The 14,560-nt window shown below is 72.6% G+C and carries 12 protein-coding genes and 1 riboswitch; of the genes, 7 read left to right on the top strand and 5 right to left on the bottom strand.

Annotated elements, in window-relative coordinates:
- Positions 1-82: 82 nt before the first annotated feature.
- Together ACX9I7_RS22425 and ACX9I7_RS22420 are read left to right on the top strand one after the other, a co-directional pair.
- Complete coding sequence (locus ACX9I7_RS22425; protein WP_387576318.1) at positions 83-649, top strand: GNAT family N-acetyltransferase; 567 nt, start codon at positions 83-85, stop codon at positions 647-649.
- 96 nt (positions 650-745) lie between these two features.
- Entirely contained in the window at positions 746-1,201 is a 456-nt protein-coding gene (locus tag ACX9I7_RS22420) for an Lrp/AsnC family transcriptional regulator (RefSeq protein ID WP_126913291.1), read from the top strand.
- 129 nt (positions 1,202-1,330) lie between these two features.
- Here the strand turns inward: ACX9I7_RS22420 and ACX9I7_RS22415 are convergent, their stop codons facing one another.
- The gene (locus ACX9I7_RS22415; RefSeq protein WP_459388315.1) at positions 1,331-2,455 is read right to left on the bottom strand and encodes a questin oxidase family protein; all 1,125 of its coding nucleotides are present in this window, start codon (positions 2,453-2,455) and stop codon (positions 1,331-1,333) included.
- A gap of 67 nt (positions 2,456-2,522) precedes the next feature.
- On the opposite strand from ACX9I7_RS22415, the gene ACX9I7_RS22410 reads away from it, so the two are divergent.
- The 3 genes from ACX9I7_RS22410 (at position 2,523) to ACX9I7_RS22400 (ending at position 5,764) form a co-directional block, all read left to right on the top strand.
- Positions 2,523-3,014: a MarR family winged helix-turn-helix transcriptional regulator gene (locus ACX9I7_RS22410; protein ID WP_387576314.1), complete on the top strand. Its 492-nt coding sequence runs from the start codon at positions 2,523-2,525 to the stop codon at positions 3,012-3,014.
- Positions 3,015-3,197: 183 nt separating this feature from the next.
- A complete protein-coding gene (locus ACX9I7_RS22405; RefSeq protein ID WP_459388314.1) occupies positions 3,198-3,998 on the top strand; it encodes a carbon-nitrogen hydrolase family protein in 801 nt (266 codons plus the stop codon).
- Positions 3,999-4,057: 59 nt separating this feature from the next.
- Positions 4,058-5,764, top strand: a complete 1,707-nt coding sequence (locus ACX9I7_RS22400) for a flavin monoamine oxidase family protein (RefSeq protein ID WP_387576310.1) — start codon at positions 4,058-4,060, stop codon at positions 5,762-5,764.
- 64 nt (positions 5,765-5,828) lie between these two features.
- Here the strand turns inward: ACX9I7_RS22400 and ACX9I7_RS22395 are convergent, their stop codons facing one another.
- Entirely contained in the window at positions 5,829-6,521 is a 693-nt protein-coding gene (locus ACX9I7_RS22395; protein ID WP_459388313.1) for a DUF5995 family protein, read from the bottom strand.
- Between the two features lie 127 nt (positions 6,522-6,648).
- Entirely contained in the window at positions 6,649-8,079 is a 1,431-nt protein-coding gene (locus tag ACX9I7_RS22390) for a uracil-xanthine permease family protein (protein WP_387576306.1), read from the bottom strand.
- 235 nt (positions 8,080-8,314) lie between these two features.
- On the opposite strand from ACX9I7_RS22390, the gene ACX9I7_RS22385 reads away from it, so the two are divergent.
- On the top strand, positions 8,315-9,037 hold the full coding sequence (locus tag ACX9I7_RS22385) for a hypothetical protein (RefSeq protein WP_459388312.1): 723 nt from the start codon (positions 8,315-8,317) through the stop codon (positions 9,035-9,037).
- A gap of 99 nt (positions 9,038-9,136) precedes the next feature.
- Here ACX9I7_RS22385 and ACX9I7_RS22380 read toward each other — a convergent pair whose 3' ends face one another.
- Both ACX9I7_RS22380 and ACX9I7_RS22375 read right to left on the bottom strand, forming a co-directional pair.
- The gene (locus tag ACX9I7_RS22380) at positions 9,137-10,354 is read right to left on the bottom strand and encodes an MFS transporter (RefSeq protein WP_459388311.1); all 1,218 of its coding nucleotides are present in this window, start codon (positions 10,352-10,354) and stop codon (positions 9,137-9,139) included.
- Between the two features lie 47 nt (positions 10,355-10,401).
- Positions 10,402-12,789: a chitinase C-terminal domain-containing protein gene (locus tag ACX9I7_RS22375; RefSeq protein ID WP_459388310.1), complete on the bottom strand. Its 2,388-nt coding sequence runs from the start codon at positions 12,787-12,789 to the stop codon at positions 10,402-10,404.
- Between the two features lie 320 nt (positions 12,790-13,109).
- Positions 13,110-13,240, top strand: a riboswitch (FMN riboswitch).
- A 185-nt stretch (positions 13,241-13,425) separates the two neighbouring features.
- Here ACX9I7_RS22375 and ribD point away from each other — a divergent pair.
- Complete coding sequence (ribD, locus tag ACX9I7_RS22370) at positions 13,426-14,559, top strand: bifunctional diaminohydroxyphosphoribosylaminopyrimidine deaminase/5-amino-6-(5-phosphoribosylamino)uracil reductase RibD (RefSeq protein WP_459388309.1); 1,134 nt, start codon at positions 13,426-13,428, stop codon at positions 14,557-14,559.
- The last annotated feature ends 1 nt before the right edge of the window (position 14,560 follow it).

Genomic DNA, 14,560 nt, shown 5'->3' with positions numbered 1-14,560 from the left:
CTCCGCGCGGGCCCGGCAGCCGTTTTCGGGTATGTCGACGGCCCCGGCCCGGCCGTCCGGGGCACCGAAGGGATCACATCCGATGAGCAGCCCCCACCTCCTGCTGACCGGCGACCGCCTCGCCCTGGGCATGCCCCGCGACGAGATGCTGACCGAGTACCACCGATGGGAGACCGACCCCGGCAGCGTCCTGGGCCGCGGCAGCGGCTTCCCGCAGACATGGGAGGCCCGGGCCGAGGAGTGGGACCGCACTCTCGACGACCGCGACCACCCGTGCTTCGAGATCGTCCGGCTCAAGGACAAGCAGCCCATCGGCCTCACCTCGCTCCGGGTCGACGCCCGTGAGCGACGGGCCGAGTTCTCGATCCTGATCGCCCCGGCCCACCGGGGCCGGCGCCTCGCCGAGGAGGCCACCCGGCTGACCCTCGACTGGTCCTTCCACCTGGGCGGCCTCCACACCGTGTGGCTACGGGTCCTGGAGCCCAACCGGGCCGGCCTCACCGCCTTCGAGAAGGCCGGATTCCGGCCGACCGGCCGCTTCCGCAAATCCGGCCACTGGCTGGGCCAGCGCGTCGACGAAGTCCTGATGGACGCCCTGATCGAGGACTTCCCCGGGCCCTCCGCCATGGTCACCACCCTCGGCAGATGAGCCGTCCCCACCGCGCACGAGTCGGGAGCGGGGCCGGGCGCGTGATCTACTGCAGGTAGCAGTAGCCATGACCCGGAGAAAAGTGATCCACCCGCCGTGCGATTGAACGAGCTCGACGAACGCATCGTGCATGCCCTGGCCGAGGACGCCAGGCGCTCCTACGCCGACATCGGAGCGGAGATCGGCCTGTCCGCGCCCGCCGTCAAACGGCGGGTGGACCGGCTGCGCGCCGAGGGCGCCATCACCGGTTTCACCGTGCGGGTGGACCCGGCGGCGCTCGGCTGGGAGACCGAGGGGTTCATCGAGCTCTACTGCCGTCGCAACACCTCGCCCGAGGCGATCCACCGGGGCCTCTCGCGCTACCCGGAGGTGGCGTCGGCCTCCACCGTCACGGGTGAGGCCGACGCCATCGTGCAGATCTTCGCCTCGGACATGCGTCACTTCGAGCGGGTCCTGGAGCGCATCGCGGGCGAGCCCTTCGTGGAGCGCACCAAGTCCGTGCTGGTCCTCTCCCCGCTACTGCGCCGCTTCAGCTCCGGCGCCCCGTCCTGACGGCGGACCACGCCGTCCTGACAGCGGGACGCGGTCTCCTGGCCGTGGACGGCGGCTGATATCCGCTGTCTCCGGGCCGAAGGGGCAGGGTCTCCGGCCCGGAGGGTCACATACGTCCCGGCCGGCGGGTCACCGGCGGCCGGCGACGCCGATCGCGCCACCGGCGTCCAGCCGGTCGACCCGTCCCTGGGCGGCGTAGGCCGCGGCGAGATAGCGCGGGTCGGGCCGCAGGGCGTGCTCGCGCAGGCACGCCTCGGTGAACTTGATCACGTGCTCGTCCCCGTGTTCCGCCGCCCGCGCGGCCAGCTCCGGGGCCGGGGGCGCCGCCTGTGCCTCCGCCCGCCGGGCGTCGGCGCCCTCGTCCCGCCGGTCGGTGGTGAAGGCCAGCAGGAAGGTGATGTGCACCTGCCAGAGGGCGGCCAGGGTCGGCTCGTGGAGCTCCGGCGGCAGGTGGGGGAGGACGAGACGGGCGGCCGCGGGCGCGGTCACCCCGTGGATCAGCGGCACGGGGAAGACCTCGGGGTGCGCGAGGTAGACGTCGGCGAAGCGGAGGGTCATCTCGCTCAGCAGCCGGTCCGCGCGGTCCGGCGCCAGTGACGTCAACGCCTCGCCGTAGCCGGGGAGTTCGGCGAGCCACGCCAGGCGCTGCCGGGGGACCTCCGGACGCAGGGGCCCCTCGTGCGGGACGCGGGGGAGCGCGGCGATCGCGCCGGCCAGGTCGTACGTCCCGGTCAGGCGCGGGCGGCCGGGGAGCTCGGTGAAGCGGGCGGCCCAGTAGGCCAGCCCCCGGGCGAGCTCGTCCAGCTGGAGCGGGGTGGGCCGCTCGGCGGCGTACAGGCCGCGCACGGCGTGCGCGACGCGGATGAGGCCGTGGGTCAGCCCGGCGAAGAGGCCGGGGAGCAGTCGCGGCCACCAGCGGACGAGCACCTCGCGCCAGTGCGCCTCGGCGAGTTCGCGGGTGAAGAGGGCCTCCCAGTCGCCGGCCCGGTGGAACGCGCCGAGCGCGGGGCGCCAGGAGGACTCGTCGGCGGGGTCCAGGGCGAAGCGCGGGGCGGGCGGCTCGTGGTGCTCCATGGCGCGCCGGTAGCGCTCCACCCACCGGGACACCTCGTCCCCGTGCCCGAGGAGGGCCAGCGCTTCGGCCCCCATCGGGCCGTGATTGGCCAGGTCGACACCCTGGCCGCGTTCGTACCCCAGATCCTTCATGCGCTCCAGGGCGTCATTGAGGGCATCGCTGTAACTGATCGACGGCATGATCCGGCCACCCACACCTTTCGGTTATCCAAATGGTTCGGAAGTCCAAAGCATCTACAATCGAAGTATGCCGCACGCGATCAGAACCGGGACACCGCCCCGCACCCCGACCGCCGAAGAGGTCGAAGTCATCGCCCTCGTCCCCCTGTTGGAGCCCTTCTTCCGCAAGGTGAGGGTCCGTGAGCAGATGCCGTCGGCGCTGCGCGAGGCCATGGAGAAGCACGGGCTGACGGCCCGGCACGGCGCCGTGCTGCCGCATCTGCTGGCGGGGGTGCCGCTGACCGTCGGCCAGATCGCCGGGCGGCTGCACGTCTCCCTGCCGACCGCCAGTGAACTGGTGGGGGCGCTGAGCCGGGCGGGGATCGTGGAGCGGGCGGAGGACCCGGGGAACCGCCGCCGGGTGCTCGTCTCGCTGGCCGCGGACTACCGGCCGCTCCTGGAGACGTTCGTCGCGCTCCGGGGGGAGCCGCTGCTGAGGGCCCTGGACGGGCTGACACCCGAGGAGCGCGCGGGCTTCGTGGCGGGGCTGACCGCCTGGGTGCGGGAGGTCCAGGGGTAGGCCCCGCCCGTCCACGCAACGTTTCGCCGCCGCCGCCGCGAAACACGCAACGAATCCACCGTCCTCGCGCAACGTCCGCGCCTTGTCCGGTCGAGAGCGCAAACCTTACCGTCGAGTCGTTTAAACGTATGAGTGTTTGAACCGCCCTGCCGAACGGCTCCGCTCGACTGCTGAAGAGGACGCATGACGCCGCTGCGTATCGCGCTGTGCCAAGGCCCCAGCGGCGTTCCCGCCTCGACCGCCGACAGCATCGCCGCCCTGGACGACGCCGCGCGCCGGGCCGCCGCCGCCGGAGCCCGGCTGCTGCTCACCGACGAGCTGTTCCTGACCGGCTACGCCCTCGGCGAGGCCGTCGCCGGGCTCGCCGAGCCCGCCGACGGCCCCGGCGCCCGGGCCGTCGCGCGCGTCGCCGCCGAGCACGGCCTGGCCATCGGCTACGGCTACCCCGAGCGCGACGGCGAGACCGTCTTCAACTCCCTCCAGCTGATCGGCCCCGACGGGACGCGGCTGGCGAACTACCGCAAGACCCATCTCTTCGGCGAGTACGAGACCACCAGCTTCACCCCCGGCCGGGACCTCGTCGTCCAGGCCGAGATCGACGGCGTCCGGATCGGGCTCCTGATCTGCTACGACGTCGAGTTCCCCGAGGCCGTCCGGGCGCACGCCCTGGCCGGCACCGAGCTGCTGCTCGTCCCCACCGCGCTGATGCGGCCGTACGAGATCGTCCCGCAGACGATCGTCCCGGCCCGCGCGTGGGAGAGCCAGCTCTACATCGCCTACGCCAACCGCTGTGGCGTGGAAGGCGACTTCACCTTCGCGGGGCTGTCCTGTCTGGCCGCCCCGGACGGGACCGTACGGGCCCGGGCCGGCGCCGGCGAGGACTTGGTCGTCGCCGACGTCGACCCGGAGCTGCTCCGGGCGTCACGCGCCGAGAACACCTATCTCGGCGACCGCCGCCCGGCGCTCTACACCTCGCTCACCTGACCCGCGGCCCCCGCCCCGCGCACCCCCTCAACACCCCTGCCAGTAGGAGAGTCCAGCCGATGACGTCCACGGTGCCCCCCGCCGCCCACGACGAGCACGAGCAGGCCCAGCCCGTCGAGCCGCCGATCACCATGTTCGGCCCGGACTTCCCCTTCGCGTACGACGACTTCCTCGCCCACCCGGCGGGCATCGGCCAGATCCCGGCCACCGAGCACGGCACCGAGGTCGCCGTCATCGGCGGCGGCCTGTCGGGCATCATCGCCGCGTACGAGCTGATGAAGATGGGCCTCAAGCCCGTCGTCTACGAGGCCGACCAGATCGGCGGCCGGCTGCGCACTGTCGGCTTCGAGGGCTGCGACGACGAGCTGACCGCCGAGATGGGCGCGATGCGCTTCCCCCCGTCCTCCACCGCCTTCCAGCACTACATCGACCTGGTGGGCCTGGAGACCAAGCCGTTCCCCAACCCGCTCGCGCCCGACACCCCCTCGACCGTCGTCGACCTCAAGGGCGAGTCGCACTACGCCGAGACGATCGACGACCTGCCGCAGGTCTACCGTGACGTCGCCACCGCGTGGAACGCCTGCCTGGAGGAGGGCGCCGACTTCTCCGACATGAACCGCGCCATGCGCGAGCGCGACGTGCCGCGCATCCGCGAGATCTGGGCGAAGCTCGTCGAGAAGCTCGACAACCAGACCTTCTACGGCTTCCTCTGCGAGTCGGAGGCCTTCAAGTCCTTCCGGCACCGTGAGATCTTCGGCCAGGTCGGCTTCGGCACCGGCGGCTGGGACACCGACTTCCCCAACTCCATCCTGGAGATCCTCCGCGTCGTCTACACCGAGGCGGACGACCACCACCGCGGCATCGTCGGCGGCAGCCAGCAGCTTCCGCTGCGCCTGTGGGAGCGCGAGCCGGCGAAGATCGTCCACTGGGCGCCGGGCACCTCGCTGTCCTCGCTGCACGGCGGCGCCCCCCGCCCGGCCGTCACCCGGCTGCACCGCACGGCGGGCAACCGCATCACGGTGACCGACGCGACCGGCGACATCCGCACCTTCCGGGCGGCGATCTTCACCGCGCAGTCCTGGATGCTGCTGTCCAAGATCGAGTGCGATGACTCGCTCTTCCCGATCGACCACTGGACGGCGATCGAGCGCACCCACTACATGGAGTCCTCCAAGCTCTTCGTGCCCGTGGACCGGCCGTTCTGGCTGGACAAGGACGAGGAGACCGGCCGGGACGTGATGTCGATGACGCTCACCGACCGGATGACCCGCGGCACCTATCTGCTGGACAACGGCCCGGACAAGCCGGCCGTGATCTGCCTGTCGTACACCTGGTGCGACGACAGCCTCAAGTGGCTGCCGCTGTCGGCGAACGAGCGCCTGGAGGTCATGCTCAAGTCGCTCGGCGAGATCTACCCCAAGGTCGACATCCGGAAGCACATCATCGGCAACCCGGTGACGGTCTCCTGGGAGAACGAGCCCTACTTCATGGGCGCGTTCAAGGCCAACCTGCCGGGCCACTACCGCTACCAGCGGCGGCTGTACACCCACTTCATGCAGGACCGCCTGCCCGAGGACATGCGTGGCATCTTCCTCGCGGGTGACGACATCTCCTGGACGGCCGGCTGGGCCGAGGGCGCCGTCCAGACCGCGCTGAACGCGGTGTGGGGCGTCATGCACCAGTTCGGTGGCGGCACGGACGCCACCAACCCCGGCCCGGGCGACGTCTTCGACGAGATCGCGCCCGTCGAGCTGCCGGAGGACTGAGCCGCTCCACCACCGCGGCCGCTGACGCGCACCCGCCCGTTCGTACGGGGCGGACGGGCGCGCGTCAGCCCAGCGGGGTGAGGAGGCAGCGGCCGACCATGCCGACGCCGGCGTCGACCCGGTCGGTGAACTCCTCGGCGAGCTCGGGCAGTTCGCGTATCGCCCACAGGGCGCGGAACGAGGCCCAGGCCGCGTTCCGGGCGGCCTCCAGCGTCCAGGAGCCGACCAGGTGGGTCAGGGGATCGGCGACGTCGAGCACGTCCGGCCCCGGCATCAGCTCCTCGCGGATCCGCTCCTCCAGGGCGACGAGCGTCTCGCCGATCCGGTGGAAGTCCCCCTGGAGGGCGCACGGCTCGACCTCCAGCGCCCGGCAGGTGTCGACGAGCGCCAGCGCCAGGTCATGACCGATGTGGGCGTTGATCCCCGCCAGCGCGAACTGCAGCGGCCGGACGCCCGGATGGCCGCGCAACTGGAACAGCGGCCGCCAGCAGGCGGGCTGCCGCCGCCCCCGCGCGGCCTGGTCCACCGCGCGCAGATAGCGCTCGGCGAAGCGCACGTCCAGCTCGGCCGTGGCCGTACGGTCCCGGAAGCCCCCGGCCGCCGCCCGCCGGCCGACCTCCTCCGTGACCGCCAGGTACACCCGGTTGAAGACGGCCACCCCGTCCTTCGGCGGCAGCGCGGCCTCCAGCGCCCGCATCCGCGCCAGAACCCCCTCGATGCCGGCGGCCGCCGCCGGCTGTACCCGCGTCATCGTCATACGCACAGAGTGACAGACGAACACGGAGAGTAGGCAGTCTGGTCTGATGGTTAACCAGAACGGGTGAACGAGCGGGTAAATGACAGGGCGCCGCCGCCGGGAGCCGGCGGCGGCGCCCCGAGCGCGCTCAGACCTCGCCGCGCGCCGGAGCCCCGCCGTCGGCGGCGCCCTCGACGGCCCCGCCCTCGACCGGGTCGTAGCTGCTCGTGCCCTCGTCCAGCAGCGGCTCCTGCGCCTTGAGGTGCGCCGGGGCCAGGGCGCGCAGGACGTGGTAGCCGGAGAGGACCACGATCGTGCCGAGCGCGATCCCGCCCAGCTCGAAGTTCTTCCCGAATTTCAGGGAGACGCCGCCGATGCCGATGATGACGCCCGCGGCCACCGGCACCAGGTTCAGCGGATTGCGCAGGTCGACCTTGTTGTGGACCCAGATCTGCGCGCCCAGCAGGCCGATCATGCCGTACAGGATGACGGTGATGCCGCCGAGCACCCCGCCCGGGATCGCCGCGACGACGGCCCCGAACTTCGGGCAGACGCCGAAGAGCAGGGCGAAGCAGGCCGCGGCCCAGTAGGCGGCCGTGGAGTAGACGCGGGTGGCGGCCATCACGCCGATGTTCTCGGAGTACGTGGTGTTGGCCGGTCCGCCGACCGCCGTGGAGAGCACCGTCGCCACGCCGTCCGCCGCGATCGCCGGGCCCAGCTGGTCGTCCAGCCGGTCACCGGTCATCTCGCCGACGGCCTTGACGTGCCCGGCGTTCTCCGCGATCAGCGCGATGACCACCGGCAGCGCCACCAGCGCCGCCGACCAGCCGAAGCTCGGCCCGTGCAGCGAGGGCAGGCCGACCCAGTCCGCCTTGGCCACCCCCGACAGGTCCAGCCGCCAGTGGTCGACGGCCTCGACGCCGCCGTTCACCGAGTGGATCTTGCCGAAGAGCCGGTCGGACACCCAGGACAGGGCGTAGCCGAAGAGCAGGCCGAGGAAGATCGCCACCCGGGACCAGAAGCCGCGCAGGCAGACCACCGCCAGCCCCGTGAACAGCATCGTCAGCAGCGCCGTCCACTGGTCCTGCGGCCAGTACGTCCGTGCCGTGACCGGCGCCAGGTTGAAGCCGATCAGCATGACCACCGCACCGGTGACCACCGGCGGCATCGCCGCGTGGATGATCCGCGCGCCGAACCGCCGCACCAGCAGGCCGGCGAGGAACAGCACCACGCCGACCACCAGGATCGCCCCGGTGACCGCCGCGCTGTCGCCGCCCTGGGCCCGGATGATCGCCGCGACTCCGACGAAGGAGAGGCTGCACCCCAGATAGCTGGGCACCCGGCCCCGGGTCGCCAGCAGGAACAGCATCGTGGCGACGCCCGACATCATGATCGCGAGGTTCGGGTCGAGGCCCATCAGGACGGGCGCCACGAAGGACGCCCCGAACATCGCCACCACGTGCTGGGCGCCCAGCCCCGCCGTCCTCGGCCACGAGAGCCGTTCATCCGGTCTGACGACGGCGCCGGGGGCGGGGGTGCGCCCGTCCCCGTGCAGGGTCCAGCGGACGCCCAGGCCCATGACTGCTCCCAAAATGTTCGCGTTGTGATGATCCGGACCATGCTAAGCGCGGCCGACGGGTGCTCCCGCGCGCCCGGAGCCCGGCCGGGGGCGGTGCGCCGGGTCCGCTCGCGGTGTTGCTGCGATCGGCGCAATTAACACCTCGTAGGGCTGTATGGCCACGCTTGCCAGATGTTTATCGGTTCATGCGAGGTATGCGTCCGGTGTCCGATTTCCTGCAATTCAGGAGACACACATGCGCAAGCACGTCGGCCGCACCGCGGCCGCCGCGATCATCGCCGCCGCAACCGTCGTTCCGGTCGCCGGGGTCGCTCAGGCCGCGCCGCAGATCGCGTCCGGCAACCAGGTCCAGGGCTGGGACGACGACCACGACTGCGACCGCGGCCGGGACCACGGCCGCGACCGCGACAAGGGCCGTGACCACGACAAGGGTCGCGACCGCGACAAGGGCCGTGGCGACCGGGACAAGGGCCGCGATCGCGACCGCGACCGGGACTGCGACCGGGGTCGTGACCGCGACCGGGGCCGTGACCGGGACTGCGACCGCGACCGCGGGCGCCACCACGAGGACTGCGACCACCACTCCCACCACATCTACCGGCACGTCTGGACCCACCACAACAACTGGTGGAACTGGGGCGGCAACTGGTTCGGTGGCTGGGGTGGCCACAACAAGTGGGGCGGCCACCACAACCGCTGGGGCGGCGGTGGCTGGGGCGAGGAGGACTGCGGCGGCGGTGGCCGCTGGGGTGGCCACAACCGCGGCTGGGATGACGACGACTGCGGCGGCGGCCACCGGGGCGGCCACCACGAGCGCTGGGGCGGCCACCGCGGTGGCTGGGAAGACGACTGCGGTGGCGGCAAGTGGGGCGGCCACCACGAGCGCTGGGGCGGCGGCGACTGCAACCGCGGCGGCGGCCGCTGGGGCGGCGGCATCTTCGGCGGCATCGTGATCTGACCCCTCGCGCCTGAACAGTCCCCCTCCACCGCGGGCCGTCGTCGCACCCTCTGGGGTACGGCGCACGGCCCGCGGCGGCGTGCGCGGCGGCCCGCCGCCTCAGCGGTGTTCGACGGCCGGCGCGGCCCGGTCCGCCGACGCCGCGCGGACCGGGGCGCGCAGCACGCCCGCGCCCGCCACCAGCCCCGCGGCCCCCGCCGTCACGACGGCGAAGGACACCGTGAGCGAGCCGGCGTTCGCGATCTGCCCGATCACGGCCGGCGCCACCAGCCCCGAGGTGTAGGTGATGGTGGCCACGCCCGCTATCGCCCGGCTGGGCTCGGGCCCGCTGCGCCCGGCCGCCGCGAAGGCCAGCGGCACGACGACCGCGATGCCCAGCCCCATCAGGCCGAATCCGGCGATGACCGGCACCGCCGAACCGCCGGCGATCACCAGCACCCCGCCGGCCGTCGCCAGGACGCCCCCGGCCCGTACGGCGCGCACCGGCCCGAAGCGCCGCACCGCCGCGTCACCCGCGAGCCGGGCCGCCGCCATCGTGCAGGCGAAGGCCGTGGTGCAGCCCGCCGCGACGCCGGCGCCGGAGCCCACGACGTCCCGCAGGTAGACCGCCGACCAGTCCAGGCTCGCGCCCTCCGCGAAGACTGCGCAGAACCCCACCGCCCCGATCGCCAGCGCCGAGCGCGGCGGCAGGGCGAAGCGCGGCGGGGGATGCTCCTCCGGCTCCGCCCGCAGGTCCAGCACCCAGTGACAGACGACCGCGCCCAGCAGGACCAGGACGCCGGCCGCCACCCCCAGATGGACCCGCGCGTCCGTACCGGAGTGCGCGGCGACCGTGCCCGCCGCCGAACCGGCGAGGGCGCCGACGCTCCACATCCCGTGGAGCCCGGACATGATCGACCGCCTCAGCCGCTCCTCGGTGCGCACTCCCAGCGCGTTCATCGCGACGTCCGCCAGCCCGGACGTGGCCCCGTAGACCGCCAGCGCCGCGCAGAACGCGATCATGCCGGGGGCGAGGGCGACCGGGACCAGCGAGGCGCACCACAGGGCGAGCAGGGCGCGCAGCGCGGTCCGTGAGCCGTAGCGGTGACTTATCCGCCCCGCGAGCGGCATCGCGAGCGACGCGCCGATCGCGGGGAGGGCGAGCGCCAGGCCGAGCCGGCCGGAACCGATGCCGAGGTGGTCCTGGAACCAGGGGACGCGGGTGGCGAAACTGCCGGTGACCGCGCCGTGGACGGCGAAGACCGCCGCCATCGCGATCCTGGCCCGGCGGACCGCCGGGGGAGTGCCCCGCTCTCCGCGTCCCGTGCTGCCGTCCATACGACCCCTCCTCGGCATCGGCCCGTCGTCGTCCGGGCCTCAGTCCATCAGCAGGTGCCGAGGTCCTGCCATACGCCCCATTCGCCGGTGGTCCCGGGCTCCTCGCCCTTGGTCCACCACTTGGCCTTCCAGTTGTGGGACTTCCAGGAGACGGTGGCGCCGCCGTTGTAGGCGGTCGCCGCGTCCCAGGCGGGGGCCGCGCAGGTGCCGCCCGTCGGGGTGGCGGTGGGCGTGCCGGTCGGGGTCGCCGTCGGGGTTCCGCTCGGGGTGGGCGTCGGGGTGGCGCCGCCGGGGTCGACCACGGTCGTGCCCCGGGCCAGGTCGCCGGCCAGCGCGTATGTCGTCCCGCCGACGGTCACCGTCCAGTTGGACGGGGTGGCGGCCGGGAGGTAGTAGACGAAGTCGACGACGGCCGTGGCGCCGGGGGCGAGCGACTGGTAGGAGGGGAGCTTCAGGGAGACGCGGTTGTAGTCGCCCTTGAGGCCGCCGACGTTGTTCGCCGCCGTGTGGTCGCTGCGGACGACCTTCAGGCCCCAGCCGGACTGGTCCTTGGCGTTGCCCGGTGCCGAGTTGCCGTAGTCGAACTGGAACTCGGATCCGCCGGGGATGGTGGTCTTGCTGTTGTTGGTGATGCGCAGCTTGGGGCTGATGGGGTAGTTGGAGTCGCCGAGGGGGAAGTCGGTGAGGCTGACGTCGATGTCGAGGGCCTGAGCGGGCAGGTCGGTGGTCGCGCGCCGGGCGCCGTAGGCGGGGGCGGACTTGAAGGCGTCGTACATCGCCGAGGTGAGGGTGTTGCCGGGCTCGTACTGGCCCTTGGCGGCGTTCCAGCCGTAGTCGCCGGCGAGTTCCCAGATCATGGTGCCGCCGAGGCCCTTGTCCACGACGTACTGGGCCTTGGCCTTGACCGACTGCTCGTCCTCGGTGGAGAGGAAGACCTTCTTCTCGGCGTTCCACAGCCAGGGCGCGGTGAGCGTGGCGTCGTAGCGGCGGGCGTAGCTGCCGGTGAGCTTGGTGCCGGCGGGGAAGCCGTAGCGGGTGAGGTAGTCGCCCGCGACGCCCTTCTCCAGGTTCTTGGCGTGCCACATGGGGTTGGAGCCGGCGGGGGACTCCTTGCCGTTGTCGTCGAGGTCGTGCCAGAGGTTGTCGATGCCGACGGCGCCGTCGCCGCAGGTCGTCAGCCCCGAACCGGCCGGGCAGGCGGTCGTCTTCGCCTGGCCCCACAGGCCGTCGGTGCCGCCGGTGACGTTCTTCCAGCCGCGGGTGTAGTACGGCAGGCCGAGATTGACCCGGCCGGGCGGCAGGGCGCCACGGAAGTAGTGGTAGGCCCAGTCGCCGTTGAGGTAGCCGATGCCGCCGTACTGGGCGGTGGTGTAGACGCCCCACTTGGCGAGTTCGGCGTCCTTTCCGTCGTCGTAGAGCGCGGCGTTCGGGCCGACGAATTCGTTCCAGGCGCCGTGCAGGTCGTACGACATGACGTTGACGTAGTCCAGGTACTTCGTGGCCTGGTACGTCTCCATGCCGCGCAGGAGGTATCCGGAGGAGGGCGCGGCGACGGAGAGCAGATAGTGCCTGCCGTCGGCGGCGCCGGCCCGGTCGAGCTTTTCGCGGAGGGTCTTCAGCAGTGCCGTGTAGCCCTTGTTGAGCCCGCCGCGCCGGGCGTTGGCGAGCGCCCAGTCCTTGGGGTTCCCGGCGTCCTTCATGGAGGTCGGGTACTCGTAGTCGATGTCGACGCCGTTGAACCCGTACTTCTTGACGAACGCGACGGCGGAGTCGGCGAAGGTGTCGATGCCCGCCTGGTTGACCGATCCGTCGGCGTTCGTCGCCGTCTTGTAGAAGCCGCCGGAATCGACGCGCCTGCCGTTCTCGTCGATGTATCCGCCGGTTTCCGCCCAGCCGCCCACGGAGAGGAGGGTCTTCACGTCCGGGTGCTGTTTCTTGAATTTGTTGAGCAGGTTGAAGTGGCCCTTGTAGGGGAGGGCCGGGTCCATTTCCGCGCCCGCTGTCCCGGGCCAGGTCATCCCGGTCGCGGGATTGTCGGGGCCGTCCGCGCCGACGGATATCTTGTCGTCCTGCCCGACGTGCGCGAAGGCGTAATTGAGGTGGGTGACCTTGTCCCAGGGGATGTCGGGGGCCAGATAGGCGGGGGTGCCGTCCTTGCCGGTGCGCCAGCCGGTGAAGTAGCCGATGACGCGGCGCTGGTGGTCGGCGCCCATCTTCTCGCGGCCTGCGGTGTCGTAGACCGAACAGTAGGGGACGTCGACGCCCGGGGTGGTGTAGAGGCCGTCGGGGCGACAGGCGGACTGGTCCTGGGCGTGCGAGGCGGTGGCCGAGAGGGTGCCGACGAGCAGCCCGGCCAGCGCGGTGCCCGCCGAGGCGAGCGCGAGGCCGCGGCGGGCGCGGCGGGGGTGTCCGGTGGGTCTCTTCAGGGACAACACGAGCGTGTTCCTCACAGTGGGGGCTCTTGCGAGCGCGGTGCGTGGGGGGCTTGCGACGTGCTGTGGCCCGTGGTGTGCGCCGACCGGCGGGCCCTTACTCCTCGGAGGTGTGGCAGAGGTTAAGAGGACTAGACCAGTGCGTCAATAGGTCCGGACCATCGCCGCTTATTCCTCCGTCGCCCTCGGTGTGAGCCTCGGCGCACTGTGTCAAGTCCCCATGGACATCGCGCCGCCGCCCGGCGTACGCTCGGAACGTCCGGCCTGCGGATCAAGAAACCGCAGGTCAGGCGCCTTGTACTATTGAGCGAACAATTTTTACGCAGCGCACTCCGGGGTCGGTGAAAATCCGAACCGGCGGTTACAGTCCGCGACCCGACCGCAGCCGGCGGCCGGTTGACCAGGTGAAATTCCTGGACCGACGGTTAAAGTCCGGATGGGAGGCAGTGCGCGGCGGGCACGCATCGGCACCACCGCCACAGGTGACGCGGATGGGTGGCGGTTCCACCGGTTTCACCACTGGCACCGCCGTACCCTCTCCCGTCCCCCGGCCGGACGGTTCCCGCCGCTGTGGTCCCGCTCATCGTCGTTCCTTACGACGCCCCGGAGTCCGTTGCCCGATGAGGCAGGAGGACCCCGGTGGCCACCGCGACCGAAGCAGACGCGATGCGACGCGCCATCGCGCTCGCCGCCCGCGCCCTCGGCTCGACCAGCCCCAACCCCGTCGTCGGCTGTGTCGTCCTCGACGCCCGCGGCCGGGTCCTCGGCGAGGGCTGGCACCGGCGGGCCGGCGGCCCGCACGCCGAGGTCGACGCCCTGCGCGCCGCCACCGACGCCGGCCACGACCTCCGGGGCGCCACCGCCGTCGTCACCCTCGAACCCTGCAACCACACCGGCCGCACCGGCCCCTGCGCCCAGGCCCTCATCGAGGCCGGCGTCGCCCGGGTCGTCTACGCGGTCGCCGACCCGAACCCCACCGCCACCGGCGGCGCGGCCACCCTCGCCGCCGCCGGCGTCGACGTCGAGGGCGGCCTGCTGGCCGGCCAGGCGGCCGAGGGCAACGCCGCGTGGCTCACCTCCGTGCGCCGGGCGCGCCCCTTCGTGGTGTGGAAGTACGCCGCCACCCTCGACGGCCGCAGCGCCGCAGCCGACGGCACCAGCCGCTGGATCACCTCCACCGAGGCCCGCGAGGACGTCCACCGGCTGCGCGCCGAGGCCGACGCCGTCGTCGTCGGCTCCGGCACCCTCCGCGCCGACGACCCCCACCTGGCCGTACGCGGCGGACCGCTCCGCCGGGGCACCGTCACCCAGCCGCTGCGCGTCGTCGTCGACACCCACGCCACCGTCAAGCCCGGCGCCCGCGTCCTGGACGACGCCGCGCCCACGCTCGTCGCCGTGGCCGAGGACGCCGACACCCGCCACCTCACCGGCGTCGAGACCGTACGGCTGCCGCGCGCCGAGGACGGCACCGGCCTCGACATCCCCGCGCTGCTCGACGTCCTCCACCGCCGCGAGATCCGCTCCCTCCTGCTGGAGGGCGGACCCACCCTCGCCGGCGCCTTCCTGGCCGCCGGCGCCGTCGACCGCGTCATCGGCTACCTGGCCCCCGCCCTGCTGGGCGCCGGACCGGCCGCCCTCGGCGACGCCGGCATCGGAACCATCGCCCGGGCGCTGCGCCTCGACGTCACCGACGTCTCCCGCCTCGGCCCCGACCTGCGCGTCACCGCCACCCCCCTCGCTCCCGCCACCGCTCCCGCCACCGAGGAGAACTGAC

Source organism: Streptomyces sp. L500 (assembly GCF_054551825.1).
Note: the sequence above shows the minus strand (reverse complement) of the source record. Positions and strands in the feature narration are given on the sequence as shown.

Excerpts from the sequence above, each read along its gene's own strand:
- ACX9I7_RS22390 (WP_387576306.1), bottom strand. The coding sequence starts at position 8,079 with ATGGGCCTGGGCGTCCGCTGGACCCTGCACGGGGACGGGCGCACCCCC.
- ACX9I7_RS22405 (WP_459388314.1), top strand. The coding sequence starts at position 3,198 with ATGACGCCGCTGCGTATCGCGCTGTGCCAAGGCCCCAGCGGCGTTCCC.
- ACX9I7_RS22380 (WP_459388311.1), bottom strand. The coding sequence starts at position 10,354 with ATGGACGGCAGCACGGGACGCGGAGAGCGGGGCACTCCCCCGGCGGTC.
- ACX9I7_RS22395 (WP_459388313.1), bottom strand. The coding sequence starts at position 6,521 with ATGACGATGACGCGGGTACAGCCGGCGGCGGCCGCCGGCATCGAGGGG.
- ACX9I7_RS22410 (WP_387576314.1), top strand. The coding sequence starts at position 2,523 with ATGCCGCACGCGATCAGAACCGGGACACCGCCCCGCACCCCGACCGCC.
- ACX9I7_RS22425 (WP_387576318.1), top strand. The coding sequence starts at position 83 with ATGAGCAGCCCCCACCTCCTGCTGACCGGCGACCGCCTCGCCCTGGGC.
- ACX9I7_RS22415 (WP_459388315.1), bottom strand. The coding sequence starts at position 2,455 with ATGCCGTCGATCAGTTACAGCGATGCCCTCAATGACGCCCTGGAGCGC.
- ACX9I7_RS22385 (WP_459388312.1), top strand. The coding sequence starts at position 8,315 with ATGCGCAAGCACGTCGGCCGCACCGCGGCCGCCGCGATCATCGCCGCC.
- ACX9I7_RS22400 (WP_387576310.1), top strand. The coding sequence starts at position 4,058 with ATGACGTCCACGGTGCCCCCCGCCGCCCACGACGAGCACGAGCAGGCC.